The organism is Pseudomonas sp. McL0111 (assembly GCF_052567255.1).
Map to the genome: position 1 here is coordinate 6,233,018 of NZ_CP199585.1, position 23,434 is coordinate 6,256,451.

At 58.3% G+C, this 23,434-nt stretch carries 20 protein-coding genes; 8 read left to right on the top strand and 12 right to left on the bottom strand.

Translation table 11 applies throughout. From position 1 onward, the window contains the following. Positions 1 to 36: 36 nt before the first annotated feature. The 9 genes from ACTWLJ_RS28125 to ACTWLJ_RS28165 form a co-directional block, all read right to left on the bottom strand. Entirely contained in the window at positions 37 to 3,630 is a 3,594-nt protein-coding gene (locus tag ACTWLJ_RS28125) for a glycosyltransferase (RefSeq protein ID WP_445179317.1), read from the bottom strand. Between the two features lie 116 nt (positions 3,631 to 3,746). After that, positions 3,747 to 5,315 carry a flagellar hook-associated protein 3 gene (locus ACTWLJ_RS28130; protein WP_445179318.1) on the bottom strand — a complete coding sequence of 523 codons (1,569 nt, stop codon included), beginning with the start codon at positions 5,313 to 5,315 and terminating at the stop codon, positions 3,747 to 3,749. A 13-nt stretch (positions 5,316 to 5,328) separates the two neighbouring features. Beyond that, positions 5,329 to 7,374 (bottom strand): flagellar hook-associated protein FlgK, encoded by a 2,046-nt coding sequence (flgK, locus tag ACTWLJ_RS28135; RefSeq protein WP_445179319.1) that lies wholly within the window; start codon positions 7,372 to 7,374, stop codon positions 5,329 to 5,331. A 24-nt stretch (positions 7,375 to 7,398) separates the two neighbouring features. Continuing rightward, positions 7,399 to 8,676 (bottom strand): flagellar assembly peptidoglycan hydrolase FlgJ, encoded by a 1,278-nt coding sequence (gene flgJ / locus ACTWLJ_RS28140; protein ID WP_445179320.1) that lies wholly within the window; start codon positions 8,674 to 8,676, stop codon positions 7,399 to 7,401. 11 nt (positions 8,677 to 8,687) lie between these two features. Next, positions 8,688 to 9,776 (bottom strand): flagellar basal body P-ring protein FlgI, encoded by a 1,089-nt coding sequence (locus ACTWLJ_RS28145; RefSeq protein WP_401209920.1) that lies wholly within the window; start codon positions 9,774 to 9,776, stop codon positions 8,688 to 8,690. 27 nt (positions 9,777 to 9,803) lie between these two features. Then, complete coding sequence (gene flgH, locus ACTWLJ_RS28150; protein WP_401209805.1) at positions 9,804 to 10,499, bottom strand: flagellar basal body L-ring protein FlgH; 696 nt, start codon at positions 10,497 to 10,499, stop codon at positions 9,804 to 9,806. 51 nt (positions 10,500 to 10,550) lie between these two features. Then, positions 10,551 to 11,336: a flagellar basal-body rod protein FlgG gene (flgG, locus tag ACTWLJ_RS28155; RefSeq protein WP_129390828.1), complete on the bottom strand. Its 786-nt coding sequence runs from the start codon at positions 11,334 to 11,336 to the stop codon at positions 10,551 to 10,553. A gap of 45 nt (positions 11,337 to 11,381) precedes the next feature. Next, entirely contained in the window at positions 11,382 to 12,122 is a 741-nt protein-coding gene (locus ACTWLJ_RS28160) for a flagellar basal body rod protein FlgF (RefSeq protein WP_401209808.1), read from the bottom strand. A 271-nt stretch (positions 12,123 to 12,393) separates the two neighbouring features. Continuing rightward, a complete protein-coding gene (locus ACTWLJ_RS28165) occupies positions 12,394 to 13,956 on the bottom strand; it encodes a sigma-54-dependent transcriptional regulator (protein ID WP_445179321.1) in 1,563 nt (520 codons plus the stop codon). A 391-nt stretch (positions 13,957 to 14,347) separates the two neighbouring features. Between ACTWLJ_RS28165 and phhA the strand changes: the two genes are divergently transcribed. From phhA to ACTWLJ_RS28195, 6 genes are all read left to right on the top strand, one after another. Next, complete coding sequence (gene phhA / locus ACTWLJ_RS28170; protein WP_445179322.1) at positions 14,348 to 15,139, top strand: phenylalanine 4-monooxygenase; 792 nt, start codon at positions 14,348 to 14,350, stop codon at positions 15,137 to 15,139. Between the two features lie 69 nt (positions 15,140 to 15,208). Continuing rightward, on the top strand, positions 15,209 to 15,565 hold the full coding sequence (locus ACTWLJ_RS28175) for a 4a-hydroxytetrahydrobiopterin dehydratase (protein ID WP_445179323.1): 357 nt from the start codon (positions 15,209 to 15,211) through the stop codon (positions 15,563 to 15,565). Next, positions 15,565 to 16,758, top strand: coding sequence for an amino acid aminotransferase (locus tag ACTWLJ_RS28180; protein WP_445179324.1), 1,194 nt, complete (start codon positions 15,565 to 15,567; stop codon positions 16,756 to 16,758). The genes ACTWLJ_RS28175 and ACTWLJ_RS28180 overlap by 1 nt, the downstream gene beginning before the upstream one ends. 274 nt (positions 16,759 to 17,032) lie before the next feature. Then, entirely contained in the window at positions 17,033 to 17,164 is a 132-nt protein-coding gene (locus ACTWLJ_RS28185) for a hypothetical protein (protein WP_401209818.1), read from the top strand. A 77-nt stretch (positions 17,165 to 17,241) separates the two neighbouring features. Beyond that, complete coding sequence (locus ACTWLJ_RS28190; protein WP_003222790.1) at positions 17,242 to 17,424, top strand: hypothetical protein; 183 nt, start codon at positions 17,242 to 17,244, stop codon at positions 17,422 to 17,424. Positions 17,425 to 17,527: 103 nt separating this feature from the next. Beyond that, positions 17,528 to 18,727: an MFS transporter gene (locus tag ACTWLJ_RS28195; protein WP_445179325.1), complete on the top strand. Its 1,200-nt coding sequence runs from the start codon at positions 17,528 to 17,530 to the stop codon at positions 18,725 to 18,727. On the opposite strand, the gene arfB is transcribed toward ACTWLJ_RS28195, so the two are convergent. After that, on the bottom strand, positions 18,724 to 19,137 hold the full coding sequence (arfB, locus tag ACTWLJ_RS28200) for an alternative ribosome rescue aminoacyl-tRNA hydrolase ArfB (RefSeq protein ID WP_445179326.1): 414 nt from the start codon (positions 19,135 to 19,137) through the stop codon (positions 18,724 to 18,726). The two genes, ACTWLJ_RS28195 and arfB, sit on opposite strands and share 4 nt — an antisense overlap. Positions 19,138 to 19,282: 145 nt before the next feature. Here arfB and queC point away from each other — a divergent pair, with 145 nt between their 5' ends. After that, complete coding sequence (gene queC / locus ACTWLJ_RS28205) at positions 19,283 to 19,981, top strand: 7-cyano-7-deazaguanine synthase QueC (RefSeq protein ID WP_401209923.1); 699 nt, start codon at positions 19,283 to 19,285, stop codon at positions 19,979 to 19,981. Positions 19,982 to 20,038: 57 nt separating this feature from the next. Here the strand turns inward: queC and ACTWLJ_RS28210 are convergent, their stop codons facing one another. Continuing rightward, complete coding sequence (locus ACTWLJ_RS28210) at positions 20,039 to 20,914, bottom strand: queuosine precursor transporter (protein WP_445179327.1); 876 nt, start codon at positions 20,912 to 20,914, stop codon at positions 20,039 to 20,041. Continuing rightward, positions 20,898 to 21,503: a helix-turn-helix transcriptional regulator gene (locus tag ACTWLJ_RS28215; protein WP_445179328.1), complete on the bottom strand. Its 606-nt coding sequence runs from the start codon at positions 21,501 to 21,503 to the stop codon at positions 20,898 to 20,900. Before ACTWLJ_RS28215 ends, ACTWLJ_RS28210 begins: the two co-directional genes overlap by 17 nt. Positions 21,504 to 22,078: 575 nt before the next feature. On the opposite strand from ACTWLJ_RS28215, the gene glyA reads away from it, so the two are divergent. Beyond that, positions 22,079 to 23,428, top strand: a complete 1,350-nt coding sequence (gene glyA, locus ACTWLJ_RS28220; protein WP_445179329.1) for a serine hydroxymethyltransferase — start codon at positions 22,079 to 22,081, stop codon at positions 23,426 to 23,428. Positions 23,429 to 23,434: the final 6 nt, after the last annotated feature.

Below are 23,434 nucleotides of genomic sequence, written 5' to 3' on the forward strand. Positions count from 1 at the left end.
CGAAAAGGTCACCTTTTTTGATACGGCAGAAACCGATCAGTCGGCTAGCCAGCCATTCTCCCAGTACCGCAGGTTATCGCCGCGCAACACGTAATCGCGCATCACCACCTCATGCAACTCATCGCCCATGCGGTAGCTGGCGTCCGGATCGTCCAGGTGCATGCGGATCGCTTGCAGCCATTCTTGCGTGGTGTTGGTCTTGACCCGGGTGCACGGCAGGTAGCCGCGATAGGCCTCGGTGTCGGTGCAAATCACCGGGAAACCGCACGCACCGTATTCCAGCAGGCGCAGGTTGCTCTTGCAGTCGTTGAAGATGTGGAACTCCAGCGGCGCGAGCGCCAGATCCAGATTGAGACTGGAGAGCTTTGCCGGATACACCTCAAGCGGGATCACACCATGGAACTCGTGCATGTATGGCAACAGGTCATCCGGGCACATGCCGAAGAACACCCAATCGACTTCATCTGCCAATTCACGAACCACTTCCGCGATGACCGCCAGATCACCGTGGTGACTGGTGCCGCCGCCCCAACCAACCCGAGGTTTTTTCGAGGTGCGACGCTTGCTGCGCAAGTTGGTCCACAAGTCTTTGGCCAACATGTTCGGCACCACACGAATGTCGTGATGCATGTCCGACAGAACGTTGGCCAGTGGCTGGGTAGAAACGACCACGCGATCACACAGCCCAATCGCGCGGCGCACCATGCGCTCCATGTCCTGCTTGCTCGGCATATTGCGGATGTGCGCGTTGCGATGCGGAACGTCGATCACGTAGTCGTCGAGTTCGAAGATCCGCCGAGCGTTGAAGAAGCTCTTCAGCGGCGGGATTTCATCAATTGCGTGCTCCGAATATCGCCCTTGCAGGACGATCACATCAGGCGACTGACGCTCGATCTCAATGATCGACGGCAAGCCGTAGCAAATGCGTCCTTCGGCCCGGTTGGCCGCCTCCAGTTCGATCAACGGCTGGCTCATGCGGTAGTGACCGATGGCCGAGGCATTGATCGGCACCGCGAGTACATTCGGCAATTGCGCCCTGGAAAATGCGCTCCAGCCAGTACGCTGACCCGGTTCCAGACTGAAGCTGGTGGCACCGACGCCTTGCAACGTCAGGTTGACGTTGTACGCCGGATCACGGGCAATCAACGGCAACCAGCGTTTGTAGAATGTTTCCCGCTCCTGAAGGTGCTGCGCTTCCTCCTCGGACGACGCCGCAGAGCTTGGCCGCACGCCCACCGCCAATGTGGCGTAAGGGTTCCAGACCACCAGGTAACCTTCCTGGCCGATTCGCAGACACAGGTCGGCGACATTGAGCGCCTGTTTCAAGTCTTGCTCGTCGAGCCCGCCAACCGCTTCGAAAACCGCTTTGCGCACCATCAGGCAATCGCCGCCGACTGCGCTCAGATCATGTACCGCTTGCAGGCGGTACATGTAGCCATCGGCCTGCACCGGCTGACCGTAAAACGGCAGGCCCACCGGCCCTTGCAGACCGAGAATCAGACCGGCGTGCAACACACCGCCGTCAGGATTGAACAACTTGGCACCGACCACACCGACTTCCGGGCGCTGCGCATGATTGAGCAGCTCGTCCAGCCAGTCACCTTGGGTAATCACCGCGAAGGAATTGAGCATCAACACATACTCGCCGCGCGCTTGCGCCACCGCGAAGTTGTGCAAGGCCGCGGCGTTGTCCGTTTGCGCATAGGTCGACACGCGAATCCGCTCGCCACCCAACTGCGCCATGCCGTCCAGCCACGCCAGCGCGTCGGCGCTTTTGCTGCCGTTGTCGATCAGCAGCAATTCGTATTCGGTGTAGGTGGTTTTTTCCAGGATTGTTTCGACACAACGCTGCAAAGCGGCGGTCTGGTCCTGGGTGACAATCACGATCGACACCAGCGGACGCCGGGCGTGGTGATAGTCGACGCGATTGAGCAACTCGGCGTTGCCGCGACGGATCTCGTGAGTAATCCCCAGTCGCTGCAAATGCGCTTCAAGTATCCGTGGGCTCTGCTTGATAACACCCGGATCGACGAGCCATTTCGACAGGTCGAATCGCGACTCCAGCAAAACCTCGGCGACATGGCCGATGGCATGGATTCCGTCGCTCTCGACCATGCGCCAGAGCACATCGTGTGGCGCTAGCTCGGCGAAGTCCGTGGTGAAGCCACCCAACGCCAGAAAACGTTCGCGCTTGAATGCCAGAGCGCGCCCGACATAGGGGTAACTGCGCATCAGGTCGAGGTTGAAATCCGGCTTGAACGCTGGCTCTGCCGACTCGCCGCCGTGCAGGCTGCCTTCGTCGCTGTACAGGCAGGTGAAGGACGGCGAATGCGCAATTCGTTCCGCCATGACCAACAACGCCGGGGCTACCGGGCGGTCACCCGCCTGCAACAGGTAGAACCAGTCGGCGCCTTCCAGTTGCGGCAGCAATGCGTTGATTTGCTCCAGACCGTCGTCCTGCAACGGCATGCGGAACACGCGACCGTCCAGCGCCGCCTCGGTGCAAGATGCCGACAACAGCAGAATCAGTTCCGGCGGATAGTCCTGAGCCGCGAGCGCCTCCAGCGTGCGCTCGACTCCGTCGAGACTGCCCTGCGCATCAACGACAACCGGCACGATCCGCGGTTGATGCGACCAACCGGCGAGGGTTTCCGGCAGCCACTTGCGCTGCTCTTCGGTGAGCACGCGACATTCCAGCCATTGCGCGTAAAGCTCGCCAAAACTCAGGCTGTCGACACCCACACCCAGTTCCTGACGGCTTTGCTTGGTGCCGAGCGTGCGGCTCAGAGGCAACTCCTGCCAGACCCGTGGCGATTCCTCGACCCTGGTCAACGGCATGTAGCGAACCCAGCCTGACGCAGGTGCCGCTTCACCGTTACGCACCTTGAGCATCTGCGCGATCCACTCGCGCTCGACTTCAGCCGCATCTTTCATCGGCTGTTGTGCGCTCAGGCGTTCCGGGTAAAGACGCTCGGCACTTAGTACGCTATTGGAGACCAGAAGATTGCCGCGCCGCAGCAAGCAAACGTACAAGGCAAAATCCAGGGTCGCGACGAAGCAGCAATCTTCCTGAGTCAGTGCCGGCAACAGTTCGACGACATCGGCGCGGCGGAACATCGCGGCGCTGAATCCACCGAGAACGTTGACCGGGAACTTGTCGAAGATGCCCAGCAGGTCGTCACCTTTGAGCAAGGCGCTTTCCGGCGACAACGACGTGTTTTCCAGACGCGCAGGCAAGATGATGTCGTTGGCGTCCCAAAGCAGACGCTGGGCGACCGCCAGACTGACTTCTTCGCGCAACATATCGTGGGCTTGTTGCTCGATGCAGGCGGAATAGAGCAGATCGTCGTCACACAGAAACTTGATCAACTCGCCCTGCGCCTGCTCCAGGCAAACCTTCAGATTACCGACCAGACCCAAGGTGCGCGGATTGCGCACATAGCGCACCGCAACGCCGCTCTGTTCCGTTACCGCCGCAACGATGCCTTCGATCTCAGTGCCACGACTGTCATCGCAAACAATGATTTCGAGATTGCCATAGCCCTGCCCGACGGCACTGCGCAGTGATTTCTCGAAAAATCGCGGATTGAAGGCAGGGATGACCAGACTGACGAGGGGAAGTGATTGCACGGCGGACTCGCAAGCGGCGGGAGCCCGCCCGGAACAGCGAGCCCTCTGGAACCGCGAAAAAAGACATTAAACACTCAAGAACCAAAGCAACCGGGCGCTTGCGCGCCCGGTTACCGTCAGATCTTGTTGAACAGGCCCAACTGAGAGATCTTGCTGAACGCCAGTTGCGCCGCTTGCAGCATGGTTTGCTGCAGGGTCAGGCGGGTCATGACTTCTGCCGGATCGGAATCGCGGATCGAGCCCTGAGTCGTGGCGTTTGCCGTGCTCAGGCTCTGGTTGGTGGTGGTCTGCATATCCAGCGACTGACCGCGTGCACCGATCGACGTCACAGCGGCGCCAATCTGGTTGGCGGCGCTGTCGATGTTGCCAAGGCCCGCTTCCATGATGCCCTGGAAGTTTTGCTTGGCAACGTCATTGCCATCGATCGGGGCGTTCAGCGCCGTGACCATCTGACCCAGGGTATCGAGGATATTCTGCGTCTGGTGGTTGTTGGACTGAATCGAAAACTGGTCACCGGCTGCCGGTGCACTGCCCAATGCGAAAGTCACGCCCGAAGCGGTGGCATTACCACCCGCGACGGTGCCCGAGGACACTGGCTTGCTGTTGGCAGTGACAGGCGCCGCATACAGATCAAACGCAGTGGCGCTGGTGAACTTGAGGACCGCGCCGCCTTGCGGGAAGGCGTTGTTGTAGGCCACCGGATCAGTGATGTTCGAACCGGTGATCACTGCGGTCGACGGGTTACCCGGGCTACGTGCCGTGGTGAACGAGTCAGGCGTGGCCGACAACTGAAAGCTGTGCCCGGCGATGACTGCATCCGGGTTGGTGTCACCGGCCTTGAGGTTGATGTTCAGCTTCATGTCGACGCCACGGAAGCTTACCGTCTGGTTGGCACCGGTGCTGTTGCTGATCAAACCGTTCTGGCTGGCCTCAGCGGTCACGTCGTTACCCAGCGCATCGGTAATCTTCAGCTGGGTGCTGCTGAGGAAACTGACGGTGTAAGGCTCGCCACCGGCAAACTTGGCGTTGTAGGTGGCAGCCGTTCCGACTGTACCGTTGGACAGCACGACACGACCATCATCAACCGGCGGTGCGGTCATTTTGGTGTTGGTGCGCGCGGTATTGAGGGTCTGCTGGAAAGCGTCCCAGCCGGTGGTATTGGTGCCGACCGTCATGCCGTCGCCAATGCCCACATTGATGGTGGTCTGGTCACCGTTGTAGGTGTAAGTACCATCGTTATTCTGCGAGTACGGCGCGGTGTCGGTTTTCGAACCGGAGAACATGTAGTTGCCGTCGGCATCCTTGGAGTTCATCAGGCCCAGGACTTGTTGCTGGATCTGCGACAGCTGTGCAGCGTAAGCCTGGCGGTCCTTGTCGGTAAGCGTACCGTTGTTGGCAGCCAGGGAAATTTCCTTGGCGGTCTGCAATGCGGTATTGATCGAGTCGAGCGTGCTTTCCTGCACGGTCAGCGCACTTTTGGTGCTGCTGATATTGCCGGTGTACTGATCGAGCATCGCCGCCTGCTGACCCAGTTGCAGCAAACGCCCGGCACCGAGCGGATCATCCGCCGCGGTATTGATGCGCTGCAGGCTGCTCGCCTCGCTCGCGGTGGCGACAGCCTTGTTGAAGTTACGCTGATAGTCCGAAGCTTGCGTTCCGTAATACTGGGCGGTGGAAATGCGCATGAATTACGACTCCTTAAAGGCTGTTGATCAGCGTGGCGAAAGTTTCCTGCGCAGCTTTGATGATCTGCGAAGACGCTGTGTAGTACTGCTGATATTTAACCAGGTTGCCGGTTTCTTCATCCAGGTTGACCCCGGACAGAGAGTCGCGTGCGCCTTGTGCGTAATCCAGCATCGCCGTGGTGGCGGTGTTGGTGGACTTTGCCGAAGCAGCCTTGGTGCCGACGTTGGTGACCAGAGTGTTGTAGGCGTCGGTCAGGCTGATGCCCTTGCTCGCCGAACCGGTGTCCACGGTCTGCTTGGTTTGCAGGCCGACCAGCGTTTGCGCGTTGCGGTTGTCCGAAGACGCCGCACCGGTCAGGTTCATGGTGAAGGTTTCGCCGGACTTCGGAGAACCGCCAACCGTGGTCTGCACGGTGAAGGTCTTCTGCACATTCGGCGTGACCGTGGTATCCATGACCGGGTTGCCGCTGGCATCGACCATACCGACTTTCAGGTTCAGGGTATTGGCCTGCCCCGGAACGATAACGCCGGTGCCAATGGTCGCACCCTTGGCGTCAACCATTGTGTAGGACTGACTGCCACCGCTCGCGCCACCGAACACCAGTTTGACCGGCGTCGAGTTCTTCAGCGCCGCCTGCATCTCGGCCTGAGAGGCCGGGTTGTAGATATTGATGGTGTCGCTGAGCGTCGGCTGGGTGTAAGTACCGGAATTGTTGGCACTGGCCACACCGGTCAACGGACCTGCCGCAGCAATTTTCTTCGGGTCGGTGAGCACAGTCTGGATGCTCGCCGCCGCATTGCGGGTCGGGGTCACCTTGAAGCTGTCACCTGCGCTCAACGCGCCGCCATTCAGTGAGAGGCTGAAGCCGTCGATCACCGGTGGTGGCGTGGTAGTGGTGCTGAAGGAGCCCATATCGGTGCCGTCGGAGCGCTTGACGCTGTAGTCGGTCGCGCTGGTGAACGTCACCTGATAATCGCTGGTGGTCAGCTTGCCGGTGTCCTTGATGGTCACATCAAGATTGCCCGAACCGGTACTGTTGCCTGACTGGGCGATACTGCGCTGGCTGACCAGAGCGGCACTGTTGATATTGTTGAAAATAGCCGCGCCGAAGTCACCGTTCTTGTCGATGCCCTGGGCTTGCTGGCTGTTGATCTGATCTGCAATCACCAGCGCGACACGACCCAATTCGTTCATCGAAGGATCAAGCACTTCGCTGCGATAAGTCAGCAGACCACCGATTTCACCACCGCTCATTGCCGAAGTGATATCGACGGTGCTCGAACCGCGATCCATCTGGATGCCCATGCGCGATGGGTCGTCCTTGAGTGGCACGGTGCTCAGCGTGTTGGTGGTATTGCCGATCACCAGTGGCTGGCCGCTGCCGATGTAGATGTCAAAACTGGAGCCGCGCTCGACGACTTGAGTACCGGTCAGTTCGGACAACTGGCGTACGGCTTCGTTACGGCTGTCGAGCAGGTCGTTCGGCTGGCCGCCGCTGGTGGAAATCTCACCGATCTTCTGGTTGAGATTCGCGATCGAAGTGGCCAGTTTGTTCACCTGGGCGGCCATGTCGCCAAGGTTGCCGTTGATGGTGGTGTTCTGGTCGCTCAATTGCTTGGCGATGGTGTTGAAGCGGCTGGTCAGTGCCTGCGCGCCAGTCAGCACCGATTGACGGGAAGTGTCGTCGGTCGCCGAGGTCGATACGCCCTGCATCGAGGTGAAGAATTTCTGCAACACGCCGGTCAGACCGGTGTTGGTATCAGACAGCGTGGAATCCAGTGGCGTGGTCTGAGCCAGATACGCGGCAGATTCGCTGTCGAGCGAAGTCGCCGTATGCAACTGGGTTTCCAGGTAGGAGTTGTACACCCGGCGCACGTCGGCCAGGGTGGTGCCCGTACCGATGTAAACGTTGCCGAACTGCTGCGAGGCTTTGGTGCCCTGCACGGTTTGCTGGCGTGAATAACCGGCGGTGTCGACGTTGGCAATGTTGTTGCCTGTCGTTGCCAGAGAGGACTGGCTAGCCGCCAGACCTGACATCCCGATATTGAGCAAACTCATGGTTCAGACCTTATACCTTGTGCCTTATAAAGGCGTGGTGGATACACCCGCCGCAGCGTAGTTTTGGAAACTGTTCATCTGCTTGGCTATCTGCGAAATCTTTGTCGCGTAGTTCGGGTCGGTTGCGTAACCGGCCTTCTGCAACTCGCGTACAAACTGTTCTGGGTTATCGGCCGACTTCACAACATCTTGATAGCGATTGTTGGTCTGCAGCAAAGTCACCAGATCGTGGAAACTGTCCTTGTACGAGGCGTAAGAACGGAACTCGGCCGTCTCCTTGACCATCTGTCCATCGCGGAATTCGCTGGTGATCGCCCGGGCCGAATCGCCCTTCCAGTTGCTGCTCGCCTTGATGCCGAACAGGTTGTGGCTGCTGCTGCCATCCTGAGCGCGCATGACCGATTTGCCCCAGCCGGTTTCCAGTGCGGCTTGTGCCACCAGGTAACGCGGATCGACACCGATACGCGCGGCGGCTTCTTTGGCCATCGGCAGCATGGTGTTGACGAACTGGTCGGCAGAACTGAACGCACGTTTCGCCGGCGCCAGTGGAATTTGCGCCATGGCACGACCGTAAATCTGCATCTGACCGTCAGAGGATTTGTCCGCCTCAGCCCGAGCCAGCCAGTCGCCGTTGTACAGCGGGCCTGAGCCGGTGACGGTGGTGCCGCGTGCCGGCAATTGGGTGGCAGCTGCCGGCGTCGCCGAAGGCACCAGACCCGCAAGCAAGCGATCAGCCAGTTTCGGCGGCAACGCCAGGCGACGCTTGTTGATCATTTCCATGTCGTTGCTGTGCGCAAGCTGGGTGTTCGGCGCATGCAGCGCGCGCGACGCCCACAACGGACGCTCGCCATTGAGACGCGACAACGGCCCGGTGCCCACGGTGCCAGCGGCAATCGGCGTCGGTACTGCTGCGGCTTTCGCCGCTTCCTGCTTGGCGGCGGATGCGGCCGCAGCCTCGCCCGGCGCCAGCGGTTTGTTCTTCGACATCTGCTTGAGCAACACGTCGGCCAGACCGATACCGCCGCCTTCGCGGGACATCGAGACCGCCAGTTGCTGGTCGTACATTTCCTGATACTGCTTGGCAGCCGGAGTGTTCATCGGGTTGTCTTTGCCCAACGCCTCGGTGGCCGAACGCATCGACTTGAGCATTTCACCAAGGAACAGCGATTCGAATTCCTGCGCAACCTTGCGCATATTCGCATCGCTGTTCTTGTCGCCGACCTTGAGCTGGTTCAGACGATTGAGGTCGGAATAGGAACCCGAATCGCCGGTATCAACCAGACTGCCTTTGCGCATATCCATGTTCGCCGTCCTCAGATCACGATCAGGTCGGCTTGCAACGCGCCGGCCTGCTTCAGTGCTTCGAGAATGGCCATCAAGTCACCCGGTGCCGCGCCGACCTGGTTCACCGCACGCACGATCTCGTCGAGGGTAGTGCCCGGACCGAACTTGAACATCGGTTTGGCTTCCTGCTGGGCATTTACTCGCGAACGCGGCACGACGGCGGTCTGACCATTGGACAGCGGGCCCGGCTGGCTGACGATAGGATCTTCGGTGATGGTCACGGTCAGGCTGCCGTGGGTCACGGCGGCTGGCGAGACTTTCACGTTCTGGCCGATAACGATGGTGCCGGTCCGCGAGTTGATGATGACTTTCGCCACCGCCTGACCCGGATCGACTTCAAGGTTTTCGAGGATCGACAGATAGTCGACACGCTGGCTCGGATCGAGCGGCGCGCTGACCCGAATCGAACCGCCGTCGATGGCCTGAGCCACGCCAGGGCCGAGCATGTCGTTGATCTTGTCGACGATGCGCTTGGCGGTGGTGAAGTCGGAACGGTTGAGGTTCAGCGTCAGGCTGTTGCCCTGGTTGAAACCACTCGGCACCGAACGTTCTACCGACGCACCGCCAGGGATGCGACCGGCCGACGGAACGTTGACGGTGATCTTCGAGCCGTCACGACCTTCAGCATCAAAACCGCCGACTACGAGGTTGCCCTGAGCGATGGCGTAGACGTTGCCGTCGATACCCTTGAGCGGGGTCAGCAACAATGTGCCGCCGCGCAGGCTCTTGGAGTTACCGATCGAGGACACGGTGATGTCGACTTGCTGACCCGGTTTGGCGAACGCCGGCAGATCGGCACTCACCGATACCGCTGCGACGTTTTTCAACTGCACGTTGCCCGAACCCGGCGGCACTTTGATGCCGAACTGCGAGAGCATGTTGTTGAACGTCTGCAGGGTGAACGGGGTTTGCGTCGTCTGGTCACCGGTGCCGTTAAGCCCGACCACCAGGCCGTAACCGATCAACTGGTTGGAACGCACGCCGGAAATACTGGCGATGTCTTTCAACCGCTCGGCGTGGGCGCCAAAGGCTGCGGACATCAATGCCGCAGCCAGCATGAGGCTCTTGAACTTCAAAGTAGCCACCTAGAAAGGGAACAGCGGGCTGAGGAAGAAACGGTCGAACCAGCCTGGCTGACTCGCATCGGCAAACGAACCGGTACCCGAATAGGTAATGCGCGCATCGGCGACCCGGGTCGACGACACGGTGTTGTCGGTGGCGATGTCATCGGCACGTACCAGACCGGCAATCCGCACCAGCTCGTCGCCGGTGTTGAGGGTCATCCACTTCTCGCCACGCACGGCGATGATGCCGTTGGGCAAGACGTCGGCGACGGTCACGGTGACCGAGCCGGTCAGGGTGTTGCCCTGCGCAGCCTTGCTGTCACCCTTGGTCGCACGGTCGCCGCTGTAGCCGACATCCAGACTCAGGTCATTGCCACCCAACGGGTTGTTGGTGGTGCCACTGCCGCCGAACAGCGAAGTCAGGCCGATGCCGGTCTTGCTGTTCTTGGCCACTTGCGAGTTGGCGTTTTTGCTGGCCTGGGTTTTCTCGTTCAGGGTGATGGTGATGATGTCACCGACCCGGAATGCCTTGCGGTCGCTATACAGGTTCTGCTCGAAACCGGCCTGATAGATCGAGCCGTTATTGGCGGCAGCCGGCAACGGCGTGCGCGGCAACACCGGAGCGTAGTAAGGGTCATTGGGCTTGGGCGTCGGTGCGACGCAGCCCGCGAGCGAGACGACCCCACCCAATGCCAGAACAGATACGAAGCGTTTCATGACCCTACCTCACGGTGTTGCAGGCAGCCTCATGGCCGCCTCATAGACTGATTACAGATTCTGCGTTACGAACGAGAGCATCTGGTCGGCGGTGGAGATCACCTTGGAGTTCATCTCGTAAGCGCGCTGAGTGGTGATCATGTTGACCATCTCTTCAACGGTGCTGACGTTGGAACCTTCCAGAGTGTTCTGCAGCGTGGTGCCGAAACCGTTCAGGCCCGGGGTGCCGATTTGCGGCGCGCCCGAAGCAGCAGTTTCCAGGAACAGGTTGTTGCCCACGGCTTGCAGACCGGCCGGGTTGATGAAGTCGGCGGTTTGCAGGTTGCCGATCACCTGAGCGGCCGGGTTACCTGGAACAGTGATGGACACTGTGCCGTCGGTACCGACGGTGAAGCTCTGGGCGTTGTTCGGGATGACGATGGCTGGTTCCAGAGCGAAACCACTGGCGTTGACGATCTGGCCATTGGAGTCGAGGTGGAAAGTACCGTCGCGGGTGTAGGACGTGGTGCCGTCCGGTTGCAGGATCTGGAAGAAACCGCGACCGTCGACCGCCAGGTCCAGCGGCTGCTCGGTGGTTTGCAGGCTGCCGGCGGTGAAGTTTTTCTGCGTGCCGACGATGCGCACACCGGTACCCAGTTGCAGACCGGATGGCAGTTCGCTGTCCTGAGTCGACTGGGCGCCTGGCTGACGCTTGATCTGATACAGCAAGTCCTGGAACTCGGCGCGATCACGTTTGAAACCCGTGGTCGACACGTTCGCCAGGTTGTTGGAGATGGTGGTCAGGTTGGTGTCCTGAGCGGACAGACCTGTTTTGGCAACCCATAGAGCCGGAAGCATTCGATTCTCCTCGTGCGCCTGTTTTACGGCGCGACGTTCTGATAATTAGCTGATCTGCAAGACCCGAGCCATGGCCTGGTCGTCGTCTTTGGCGGTGTTCATCATCTTGATGTGCAATTCGAACTGCTTGGACAGAGCCAGTACCGATGTCATTTCTTCCACGGCATTGACGTTGCTCGACTCCAGGAAACCCGACACCAGTTTGACGTTGGCATCGGCCGGCGCAGGCTGGCCGTCCTTGGTGTAGATCGAGCCGTCGAGGCCCTTGTTCATGTTCTTGATGTCCGGGTTGACCAGTTTGATCCGGTCGACTTCCGCCATGACGCGCGGGCCTTCGCCCATCGCACGAATACTGATGGTGCCGTCTTCACCGACTTCGACCTGCTGCTCTGGCGGCACGGCGATCGGCCCGCCATTGCCCATCACGGCCATGCCGTTGCCGGCGCGCAATACGCCGAGGGCGTCGATATTGAGGCTGCCGGTGCGCACGTAGCTTTCACCGCCATTGGGGTTCTGCACGGCAATAAAACCGTTGCCGGTCACGGCGACGTCGAGGTCACGCCCGGTCTGCACCAGCGAGCCCGGCGAGAAGTCGGTGGCCGGGCGTTCGCTCATGGCAAACGCACGCGCCGGAAAGCTGTCACCAAACACCGGCATCGAACGTGCCTGCTCCAGGTCTTTCTGGAAACCGTTGGTGGAGATGTTCGCCAGGTTGTTCGCATGAGCCTTCTGCGCCAGTGCATTCTGGCTGGCGCCGGTCATTGCCACATAAAGGTACTTGTCCACACTCTTTCCTCTGCATGCCGGACGTTTGCCGCCCACCGCTGTACTGCTGAGCCATAAGCAATTTGCAGACCAACTTTTATTTGGCGGCCGAGAGCCCGGTAAACAAAGGACTTGAGGGAAAGGGAGGGGAAATCTGAAATGTATCGAAGTCGAAAAACCGGCGGTGGAATGCCGCTTGGCGGCAACAGATCAAAAGATCGCAGCGTGCCGCAGCTCCTACCCTGAAATACATTCCCCTATAGGAGCTGCGGCACGCTGCGATCTTTTGATCTTAAGATTCAGTGTCTTTACCCACCTCATACTCACGCAATTTATTGGCAATGGTTGTGTGCGAAACCCCGAGTCGCTTGCCCAGTTGCCGACTGCTCGGATGCTCTGAGTACAAACGCTCCAGCACCGCCTTCTCGAAGCGCCCGACAATCTCGTCCAGCCCACCCTCCAGCGAAAAATCGCCAAGCGGCTGACGCACGCCATAATCCGGCAGGCGAATATGTTCAACCTTGACCGTCCCGCCATCACATAGCGAAACCGCCTGAAACAGCACGTTCTCCAGTTGCCGCACGTTGCCCGGCCAGTGGTAATGACTGAGCCGGTCCATCGCCGCCGGGGCCAGCTTCGGCAGTGGGCAACCGATCTGTCGACTGGCCTGATCGAGGAAGTGCTCGACCAGCGGCGCCAGACCATCGAGGCATTCGCGCAACGGCGGAATATGCAGCGAAAGCACGTTCAAGCGATGGTACAAATCCTGACGAAATTCACCCCGGGAGCACAGCTCCGACAGATCAACCTGAGTCGCGCAGATCACCCGCACATCCAGATAGACCTCCTCGTCACTGCCCACACGCCGGAAGCAACCATCCTGCAAAAAGCGCAGCAACTTCACCTGCAAGCGCGGGCTCATCTCACCGACGCCATCGAGAAACAAAGTGCCGCCCGCCGTCAGCTCCAGCAGCCCAAGCTTGCCTTCGGCCCGCGCCCCTTCAAAAGCACCCGGCCCGTAGCCGAACAACTCGGTCTCGGCCATTGACTCCGGCAGCCCCGCACAGTTGAGCGCCATCAACGGCGATTGCCCACGCGGACTGGCGAGGTGGCAGGCACGCGCCAACAGTTCTTTGCCGGTGCCGGTTTCACCTTCTATCAATAGCGGCGCATCCAGCGGTGCCATGCGCCGTGCTTCGCGCACCACTGCCGCCATGACTTTCGAGCTCTGGAAGATGCTGTCGAAACCGCGCAGTTCCTGTTTGCGCACGTTATAGATGCGCTCGCCGACCCGGTCCGCTCGATGCAGCGTCAGCACCGCACCGGCCATGGCTTCGCTGTCGTCGTGTTCCGATTGCAGCGGCGCGATGTCAGCCAGAAACACGTCGCCCTTGACCTTCACACGCATGCCGTTGATTCGCGATTTATTGGCGCGCACCAGTTCCGGCAAGTCGAAATCTTCGGCGTAACGTGACAACGGAATCCCCGGAACCTCATCGACCCGCACCCCGAGCAACTGCGCCGCCGCCCGGTTGGCCGCCACAATGGAGCCGCCCATGTCGATAGACAGCACCGGAAACTCCAGCGCGCCGAGCAACGCATTCAGCTCCATGTGCCGCCGCTCGCTCGGCATCAGCCCGACACGCTTCACACCGAACACCCCGGCAATCGCCTCGAACTTCGGCCGCAGGGCCTGGAACTGGATGTTGATCAGGTTCGGGCAGTGCAGATAGATCGCATTGCCATGCTCACCGCCGACCTCACCGCGCGCGACGTTGATTCCGTACTCGACCAGCAGATTGAGGATGTCGCGCAGGATGCCGATGCGGTTCTGACAATGGACTTTGATGCGCATATATAAGACCCGAGAAACAAAGAGAGACCTGAAGACAGTGAATTACCTGTGGGAGCCAGCCTGCTGGCGATAGCAGTGTGTCAGGCAAATTGATGTGAACTGACACACCGCTATCGCGAGCAGGCTCACTCCTACAGGGGAACGTGCCGTACTTTTCTGCTGAGGCACGCAGATAATTGTCAAGATTATGTGACACCCACGGCACTTTTTACACCCGAAAATCACCGTAATCCCGAGTTACGGGTAAATCCGTAACGATTACTTTACGAATATCGACGATTCTTCCTACACACGCCCCGCACTCACCTGCTGCAACCGGCAACGTCCTGCGTTATTTCTAGATCCATCGCTGGACATAACAAGAACGAATTCCCCTTAGCAGGAGAGCAGCATGAAGCAGACGCAATACGTGGCCCGCGAGCCCGATGCGCAAGGTTTTATCGATTACCCCGCCGAAGAACACGCGGTGTGGAACACGCTGATCACCCGCCAGTTGAAAGTGATCGAGGGTCGGGCGTGCCAGGAATACCTGGACGGTATCGAAAAACTCGGTCTGCCCCACGACCGCATTCCGCAACTCGGCGAAATCAACAAGGTGCTCGGCGAAACCACCGGCTGGCAGGTCGCCCGTGTCCCGGCGCTGATTCCGTTTCAAACCTTCTTTGAGTTGCTCGCCAGCAAACGCTTCCCGGTGGCCACGTTCATTCGTACCCGCGAAGAGCTGGACTACCTGCAAGAGCCGGACATTTTCCACGAGATTTTTGGTCACTGCCCGCTGCTGACCAACCCGTGGTTTGCCGAATTCACCCACACCTACGGCAAGCTCGGCCTGCAAGCCACCAAGGAAGAACGCGTGTATCTGGCGCGCCTGTACTGGATGACCATCGAGTTTGGTCTGGTCGACACCCCGCAAGGCAAGCGCATCTACGGTGGCGGCATTCTGTCTTCGCCGAAAGAATCCGTTTATTCGCTGTCGGACGAACCCGAGCATCAGGTCTTCGATCCGCTGGAAGCCATGCGCACGCCGTACCGCATCGACATCCTCCAGCCGCTGTACTTTGTCCTGCCGAACCTCAAGCGCCTGTTCGACGTGGCCCATGAAGACATCATGGCCATGGTCAGACAAGGCATGCAGTTGGGTCTGCATGCGCCGAAATTTCCGCCCAAGCCGAAAGCGGCCTGAGCAGAACCCGCTCGCGACTTGCGCGCAAAGATAGTAATTTCCAACAAGAATCGAATTCAGGAATACACCATGTCCACATTGAACCAAGCCCACTGCGAAGCCTGCCGCGCCGATGCCCCGCAAGTCAGCGACGAAGAACTGCCGATCCTGATCAAGCAGATCCCTGACTGGAACATCGAAGTCCGCGACAGCGTCATGCAGTTGGAAAAAGTCTTCCTGTTCAAGAATTTCAAACACGCGCTGGCGTTCACTAACGCCGTCGGCGAGATCTCCGAGGCCGAAGGTCACCACCCGGGTCTGCTGACCGAGTGGGGCAAAGTCACCGTGACCTGGTGGAGCCACTCGATCAAAGGCCTGCACCGCAACGACTTCATCATGGCCGCGCGCACTGACGAAGTGGCCAAGACTGCAGAAGGACGCAAGTAATGCACTTCGACGCCATCGGCCGGGTACCCGGCGACCCGATCCTCGGCTTGATGGAGGCTTATGCGCAGGACACTAACCTGCGCAAGTTCGACCTGGGCGTTGGCGTCTACAAGGACGCCCAGGGCCTGACGTCGATCCCCGAGGCGGTAAAAATCGCCGAGGCGCGACTGGTTGAAAGCCAGGACACCAAGACCTACATCGGTGGCCACGGCAATCCGCTGTTCGGCAAGGTCATCAACGAACTGGTGCTGGGCGCTGATTCGAAGCTGATCGCCGAACAACGCGCCGGCGTTACCCAGACGCCGGGCGGCACTGGCGCCCTGCGGCTGGCGGCCGACTTCATCGCCGAATGCCTGCCGGGCAAAGGCGTGTGGCTAAGCAATCCGACCTGGCCGATCCACGAAACCATTTTCGCCACGGCCGGGATCAAGGTCAGTCACTACCCATACGTGGGCAGCGACAATCGCCTCGACGTTGAAGCGATGCTCGCCGTGCTCAACCAAGCGCCGAAAGGCGATGTGGTGCTGCTGCACGCCTGCTGCCACAACCCGACCGGTTTTGATCTGAGCCACGATGACTGGCAGCGCGTGCTGGATGTTGTCCGCCAGCGTGATCTGCTGCCGCTGATCGACTTTGCCTACCAGGGTTTTGGCGACGGTCTGGAGCAGGATGCATGGTCGACCCGTCTGTTCGCAGCTGAACTGCCGGAACTGTTGATCACCAGTTCCTGCTCGAAAAACTTCGGCCTGTATCGCGACCGTACCGGTGCGCTGATTGTCTGCGCGAAAACCGCTGACAAGCTGATCGACATCCGCAGCCAACTGGCCAACATCGCCCGTAATCTCTGGTCAACGCCACCGGATCACGGCGCCGCTGTTGTCGCCACCATCCTTGCCGACCCGGAGCTGAAACGCCGCTGGGCCGACGAAGTGGAAGCCATGCGTCAGCGCATCGCTCAGTTGCGCAGTGGTCTGGTTGAAGCGCTGGAGCCGCACGGCTTGCGTGAACGTTTTGCGCACATTGGTGAGCAACGCGGGATGTTCTCCTACACCGGCCTGTCGCCGGAACAAGTGAAAAACCTGCGCGATCATCACAGCGTGTACATGGTCAGCTCGGGCCGGGCAAACGTCGCCGGCATCGATGCCACGCGCCTGGCGCTGCTGGCCGAAGCCATCGCCAACGTCTGTAAATAATCCAGACACCGCAATACCCCTGTAGGAGTGAGCCTGCTCGCGATAGCGATCTGTCAGCCAACATCTGTGTTGACTGATACACCGCTATCGCGAGCAGGCTCACTCCTACATTTGTTTTTGCTGTGCTCTTTAGTTTTTTGCGCTCCCTGCGGCCTTTTGTCGCAATAATTCGAATTAAAAGTCTGATTGTCATTTTTCCTGCTGTATCCTGCGCAAGCTTTGTAAAAGCGCGGATCTACCAGATCTATCAACAGACTTAGCGAGGAGCGCAACCATGCACGAGATTCCTAATCTCCCCTTCCCAAGCCTGCACGAACCTGAGCAGACGACCACGCAACAAGCCGGCGCCCAACAGCCCGAGCCGAAAGAAGCCGCTGATAGCCGCCAGGCCGACCGCGACGAGTAACCCGCAACACCCCGCCGTACAGACCGTGTGGAAAGCGCTAAGATGCGCTTTCCACACTGCCTGAAACCGAGCCCGCCATGACCGACGAATTCTCCGAAAGCCAAGCTGCCGTACTGATCGGCGCCACCGAGAAGATGATCGAGATCTGGAACCGCCTCTCCCCCGAGAAACAGGCCGCCCTGCTCGCCCGCTTCGGCAGCGAAGAAAACGCCCTCGCTGCATTGGTCACCACCCAACTGGTTGCACCGGCCAAGCCCTGAATTCGCCATCCGGCAAATAGTTTTACTTTTAAGCGCCCCAGACTCGCCCGCGCCGGTATCATAAGCAGCCTATCTAATCCTGCTTTTCCGTGGATCGTTTCCCATGTCGTCCTCTATGCCAGAATCCCAGCGCCCCCTGGCGGTCACGCTGCAAGTCGTTTCCATCGTCCTCTTCACCTTTATCGGTTACCTGAACATCGGCATTCCGCTCGCGGTGCTGCCGGGCTATGTGCACAGTGACCTCGGTTTCGGTGCGGTGATCGCCGGGCTGGTGATCAGCGTGCAATACCTCGCTACCCTGCTCAGCCGTCCGTATGCCGGCAAGATCATCGACAACAAGGGCAGCAAACTGGCGGTGATGTACGGCCTGGCCGGTTGCGGGCTGAGTGGCGTGTTCATGCTGATTTCCGCTTTCACTCAGAGCATGCCGATGCTCAGCCTGATCAGCCTGTTGGTTGGCCGACTGGTGCTGGGCAGCGCGGAAAGTCTGGTCGGTTCCGGCTCGATTGGCTGGGGCATTGGCCGGGTTGGCGCGGCGAACACCGCCAAAGTGATTTCCTGGAACGGTATCGCCAGCTACGGCGCACTGGCCGTCGGCGCGCCATTGGGTGTGTTGCTGGTCGATCATATGGGCTTGTGGAGCATGGGCGTCAGCATTGTTCTGCTGGCGGTGCTGGGCCTGCTGCTGGCGTGGCCGAAAACCGCTGCACCGATTGTGGTCGGTGAGCGCCTGCCCTTCATGCACGTCCTGGGGCGGGTATTCCCGCACGGCTGCGGGCTGGCATTGGGCTCGATTGGTTTCGGCACCATCGCTACCTTCATTACTCTGTATTACGCCACACAGCACTGGGAAAACGCCGTGCTGTGTCTGAGCCTGTTCGGCGCCAGCTTCATCGGTGCGCGGCTGTTGTTCGGCAACCTGATCAACCGACTCGGCGGTTTTCGTGTGGCGATTGCCTGCCTGTCGGTGGAAACCCTTGGCCTGCTGCTGTTGTGGCTGGCGCCGGATGCGCATTGGGCATTGGCCGGTGCGGCGCTCAGCGGTTTCGGTTTCTCGCTGGTGTTCCCGGCACTGGGTGTCGAGGCGGTCAATCTGGTGCCTGCGTCCAGTCGTGGCGCGGCGGTCGGCGCCTATTCGCTGTTCATCGACTTGTCGCTGGGGATCACCGGGCCATTGGCCGGTGCGATTGCTGCGGGATTCGGTTTTGCCTCGATCTTCCTGTTCGCCGCCATCGCCTCGTTGAGTGGTCTGGCGTTGAGCGTGTACCTCTACAAGCACACGGCGAAATACCGCGAAGCCTAAAAATCGACCTTGCCGCGCCCGGCCTTGATGCTGCCGCGCTTGGTCTTCGATTCGAGCCGACGCTTCTTTGAACCCAGGGTCGGTTTGGTCGGGCGACGCTTCTTTTCGACTTTGGTGGCGCTGAGAATCAGCTCGGTCAGGCGCTCCAGCGCGTCGGCGCGATTGGCTTCCTGCGTGCGGTATTGCTGGGCCTTGATGATCAACACGCCATCGCCGGTGATCCGGCTGTCACGCAGCGCCAGCAGCCGCTCCTTGTAGAACTCGGGCAAGGACGAATTCGGAATGTCGAAGCGCAAATGCATCGCGCTCGACACCTTGTTGACGTTCTGCCCACCGGCGCCTTGCGCACGAATGGCCGTCAACTCGATTTCGGCATCCGGCAGATGCACATTGTTGGAAATCACCAGCATGGAAAAGCGTCCGTATTCAGGTGCGCTCAGGATACCGCGATTAGCTGGAAAACAATCGCCTCCCCCTGTACGCAACTTCTGGCGCCCGGCATTTCGAGTTACCATTCGCACCGAAAATTACCAGTTCAATGCAGGAAGCATAACCATGACCAATAAAGCAGTTATCGTTTTTAGTGGCGGCCAGGACTCAACAACCTGCTTGATCCATGCACTGACCCACTATGATGAAATACACTGCATCACGTTTGACTATGGTCAGCGTCATCGTGCAGAAATCGAAATTGCGCAGCAGCTTTCAAAAAAGCTTGGGGTGACAATCCACAAGGTACTCGACGTATCCTTGTTGAATGAACTGGCCATCAGCAGCCTGACACGCGACAACATCCCCGTCCCCACCGTTAACAGTTCCGGCGAAAGTCTGCCCAGTACTTTTGTGCCGGGTAGAAACATTCTGTTTTTGACCCTGGCGTCTATTTACGCGTATCAGGTGCAAGCGAAAACCGTCATTACCGGCGTTTGTGAAACAGACTTCTCCGGCTATCCGGATTGCCGTGATGAGTTCGTCAAGGCATTGAACAAAGCCCTCGAATTGGGCATGGACTACACACTACAGCTTGATACCCCGCTGATGTGGCTTAACAAGGCCGAGACCTGGGCCTTGGCCGACTACCACCATCAACTGGATTTGATTCGTCATCACACGTTGACCTGCTACAACGGCGTAACGGGCAGCGGATGCTCAAATTGCGACGCTTGTAATCTTCGTGCGAAAGGTCTCAATGACTTCCTGGAAAACAAGGAAAAAGTGATGACCAGTTTGAAAACCAAGCTGAACTTAAAGTAAACACCCGACAAAAACGCGCTCACTTGAACAGCTCAAGTGAGCGCTGGCGTCACCCCATCAAGCCTGATGACCCGTCAGATACTTCTTGAACAATGATCTTGCACCGTAGGCGGGCATGATATTAAAGAAGGCGAAGCCAACCTTTATCGCTATCTGGACGTAAATCATGCTGAGTATCGCGCTATTCTCCATCGTCCCATAGAAGGCGATGTAGCAAAAAAGAAAGCTGTCGATGATTACCGCAAACAATGTACTCAGAAATACTCGCAAGAAGAGAAACCTTGAGTTTGTAAGCTCTTTGATCTTGCACAACAAGTACGAGTTTATATTTTCGGACACCAGAAACGAAACCGAAGACGCCACCAGAACCGAAGACAGTTGGCTGATGACATCATTGTAAGGTCCATCGAGTTTCCAGCCGGGCAGCCCCGGGAGGTGAGTGGTAATAGCCAGAAGAATGATGATAGCCGCATTGCTTATGAAAGCGAAGAGTATCGCTCTTCGTGCCAGCCTGAGGCCGAAGGTCTCGTTCAGCAAGTCAACGATTAAAAAGGTCAGCGGATAAAGAAAGGTCCCCGGCGTTACAACGATATCCAGGTATTCCAGGTAGATCGGTTTTGTGGCAGCAATACTGGTGAAGATATAAAGCGTAAACAGCATCAGGTTCAGAATGATATAAATCATCCAGGAATTTTCATGGCGGTCGTTTATTTCGTAGGCCGTGAGCGCGCCACCCTGGGAGTAAAACTTCTTGTACAGGCTTTTCACTTCTATTTTATTCAGATTATCCATAATCTCGCTACTCAATACTTCACTTAACTTTATTTTAATTATTTTACCGGTAGCTATGACCATGATGACAGCCAGGCTTTTACCGTTTTCAAACCCCAACAACTTGTACTTGCTGTTTTCCATTTCAACGCTGCAATCCATTGAATCGTTCCTCGATTATATCCCCGACCACAAAAAAACGATCTGCATCGACACCACCTTCACGGCTTATCGATAACTGTTTTGTGACCTTGTCGTACAGCAATTTTTCCCTGTCGTTGCTCGACGAACCTTTCTGCACGATCAATAGATCGCCTGGCTCATTCATACCACTGATTTCGCGCTCCAGAAGTACGCCGATCAGGTTAAAGGATGTGCCGAAATAGTAAGTCAATGGATAAAGCGTGGCCAACTCGCCAATTCTCTTGTCGAGATTCTGCACAAGCAGGCTTTCCTTAATGACGGGAACTGCCGCCGGGTTCATATTGCCCTGCGGAGAAACACTGCTCTCTATTATTTCCTTCTCTTCAAAATCGATGGTTTCTATTTCTTCATACGACACCCCGAAGAAGTCAGATATCTTGCGGACCGTAGAGTGCTGTACGTTGACCACCTTCCCTTCGAGAATGTTATAGATGGTCGTTCGGGTCAAACCACTGGAATTGCACAAAGACAGCTGGGTTTCCCCACGGCTCTTTATCAAGTATTTGATATTATTTTTCAGATTCTCCGATCTTTCTTTTCTGTGCATAAAATACTTACCATCCATTTTTAACTGCAATCAATGCCACGCCCCGAATGATCATTCCAGGCATATACAAGTGAGGTAGGTAATTGCAGTTCTATCCATATCAGTGCCGCGCGAGATCATAGCATCCTCCCTCCCTGGGATCGGTACAAAAGTCAGGTAACAAACAACGTTGAGTCCAGACCTGCAGGATCGCCTCACCCGTCTGTACTGACTCGTTAGTTTTTATCGCTCGCCTCTGTTGCGCCTGGAAAGCCACGCTGAGCGCTGTGCAGTTTTACACCCTTACCCGCCAAAAAAAGAATCAATTTATTTGAATAATGTTCATTTTTTTGATTAATTCTGTAGCGTTCCTCAGTGAAAAATCTATGATGCGTCGCCCCCCCCCCACCGCATCCCGGTTAACGGAGTAGCAGAACAGGGGTTGCCTGCACAGGCGTTGGTTTTGCGCGTACGGCCGCCAGAACACGGATTCGCCTGTATGGATTTGACAGATATGGACGTATGCACCTTCGCAAAACCAAGGAAGGCGCGCTGTTGTTCGCAGCGCGCAACAAAACAGGGAAGGAACACAAGCAATGGCAGTCATCACCGAACAGCTCAAGAACCAGACTGACTTGATACGACGTGGCATGACGGATCTTCGTATGCAAGACGCGGAGCTTGCAGGGATCCTGGACGCGGAGCTAACGCGCCAACACCGAACCTTGTCGCTGGTTTCCTCCTCCTGCGCCGCCCAGCCCCGAACCCTGGCGGCATCCGCTTCGATACTGGTCAACGTGACGGCTGAGGGGATGCCCGGCAGGCGCAACGGCGCGGGGTGCGAGAACGTCGACCTGGTCGAGTCGCTGGCCATCCGCAGAGCCAGGGAATTGTTCGGCGCCCAATACGCAAACGTGCAATCCCACTCGGCGTCGAACGCCATTTACCAGGTACTCACTGCCTTGCTTGAGCCTGGCGATACCCTCCTTGGAATGGCGGTCGAACACGGCGGTCATCTCACACATGGCAGCGCCGCTGCGTTCTCGGGCGCCTACTACAAGGCGATCCAGTACGGTACGACATCAGACGGCCTCATCGATTACGACAACGTGCGCAGACTGGCGCTCGCTCATCGCCCGCGCATCATCCTCTGCGGCGCGACGGCCTATTCGCGCGTCGTGGATTTCGAGCGCTTTCGCGAGATTGCCGATGAGGCCGGGGCCATCCTGCTGGCCGACATTTCCCATATCGCCGGACTTGTTGCCACGGGGCGACATCCAAGTCCCATCGACGCCGCACACGTGACGACGACCTGCACGCACAAGCAACTCACAGGACCGCGCGGAGGTTTGATCCTCTCGGGCCGTGACGCAAAAACCAAGGTGCCCGGACTGAGGACGACCTTCAATCGCGTCCTTGATCAAGCCGCTTTTCCTCGAATGCAAGGCGCACCCGCCGCCAACATGATCGCAGCAAAGGCCGCGGCGCTGGGCTACGCAATGTCCGCAGAGTTCGACGCCTGTATGGAACGGACTCGCAGTGCGGCCGATGAAATGGCCAGCGCCTTTCAGGCATATGACTATGAGGTCGTGGGCGGGCGCAGTGAAAACCATACGGTTCTGGTCCGGTTACGCGGGGGCATCACCGGTCCCGTCGCCGAGTCGGCGCTTGAGCAGTGCGGGATCATCGTGAACAGACATCGCGTCCCCGGCGAGACCCGATCCTCACTCATTGCCCATGGGCTGCGCATCGGCACGACCTCCATCGCGCAACGCCATGTAGATGCTGCGGGATGTCGCCAGGTCGTCGATTTGATATGTCGGATTCTCGAAAAAGTGACGCCGCTTGGCGAGCAGGATTACACCCTGGAACCGGCACTAAAAGAGCGGTTCCGCTTACAGGTCGAAGCGTTGTGCACCACTTACCCCATGGTCGACTACGCGTAGCGCCTC

What these genes read in the sequence shown, in the direction of transcription:
- ACTWLJ_RS28130 (WP_445179318.1), bottom strand. Translation starts at nt 5,315, where the DNA reads ATGCGCATTTCCACCGCCCAGTATTACGGAACGCAAGCTTCGGACTAT.
- flgK (WP_445179319.1), bottom strand. Translation starts at nt 7,374, where the DNA reads ATGAGTTTGCTCAATATCGGGATGTCAGGTCTGGCGGCTAGCCAGTCC.
- flgJ (WP_445179320.1), bottom strand. Translation starts at nt 8,676, where the DNA reads ATGGATATGCGCAAAGGCAGTCTGGTTGATACCGGCGATTCGGGTTCC.
- ACTWLJ_RS28145 (WP_401209920.1), bottom strand. Translation starts at nt 9,776, where the DNA reads ATGCTGGCTGCGGCATTGATGTCCGCAGCCTTTGGCGCCCACGCCGAG.
- flgH (WP_401209805.1), bottom strand. Translation starts at nt 10,499, where the DNA reads ATGAAACGCTTCGTATCTGTTCTGGCATTGGGTGGGGTCGTCTCGCTC.
- flgG (WP_129390828.1), bottom strand. Translation starts at nt 11,336, where the DNA reads ATGCTTCCGGCTCTATGGGTTGCCAAAACAGGTCTGTCCGCTCAGGAC.
- ACTWLJ_RS28165 (WP_445179321.1), bottom strand. Translation starts at nt 13,956, where the DNA reads ATGCGCATCAAAGTCCATTGTCAGAACCGCATCGGCATCCTGCGCGAC.
- phhA (WP_445179322.1), top strand. Translation starts at nt 14,348, where the DNA reads ATGAAGCAGACGCAATACGTGGCCCGCGAGCCCGATGCGCAAGGTTTT.
- ACTWLJ_RS28175 (WP_445179323.1), top strand. Translation starts at nt 15,209, where the DNA reads ATGTCCACATTGAACCAAGCCCACTGCGAAGCCTGCCGCGCCGATGCC.
- ACTWLJ_RS28180 (WP_445179324.1), top strand. Translation starts at nt 15,565, where the DNA reads ATGCACTTCGACGCCATCGGCCGGGTACCCGGCGACCCGATCCTCGGC.
- ACTWLJ_RS28185 (WP_401209818.1), top strand. Translation starts at nt 17,033, where the DNA reads ATGCACGAGATTCCTAATCTCCCCTTCCCAAGCCTGCACGAACCTGAG.
- ACTWLJ_RS28190 (WP_003222790.1), top strand. Translation starts at nt 17,242, where the DNA reads ATGACCGACGAATTCTCCGAAAGCCAAGCTGCCGTACTGATCGGCGCC.
- ACTWLJ_RS28195 (WP_445179325.1), top strand. Translation starts at nt 17,528, where the DNA reads ATGTCGTCCTCTATGCCAGAATCCCAGCGCCCCCTGGCGGTCACGCTG.
- arfB (WP_445179326.1), bottom strand. Translation starts at nt 19,137, where the DNA reads ATGCTGGTGATTTCCAACAATGTGCATCTGCCGGATGCCGAAATCGAG.
- queC (WP_401209923.1), top strand. Translation starts at nt 19,283, where the DNA reads ATGACCAATAAAGCAGTTATCGTTTTTAGTGGCGGCCAGGACTCAACA.
- ACTWLJ_RS28210 (WP_445179327.1), bottom strand. Translation starts at nt 20,914, where the DNA reads ATGGATTGCAGCGTTGAAATGGAAAACAGCAAGTACAAGTTGTTGGGG.
- ACTWLJ_RS28215 (WP_445179328.1), bottom strand. Translation starts at nt 21,503, where the DNA reads ATGCACAGAAAAGAAAGATCGGAGAATCTGAAAAATAATATCAAATAC.
- glyA (WP_445179329.1), top strand. Translation starts at nt 22,079, where the DNA reads ATGGCAGTCATCACCGAACAGCTCAAGAACCAGACTGACTTGATACGA.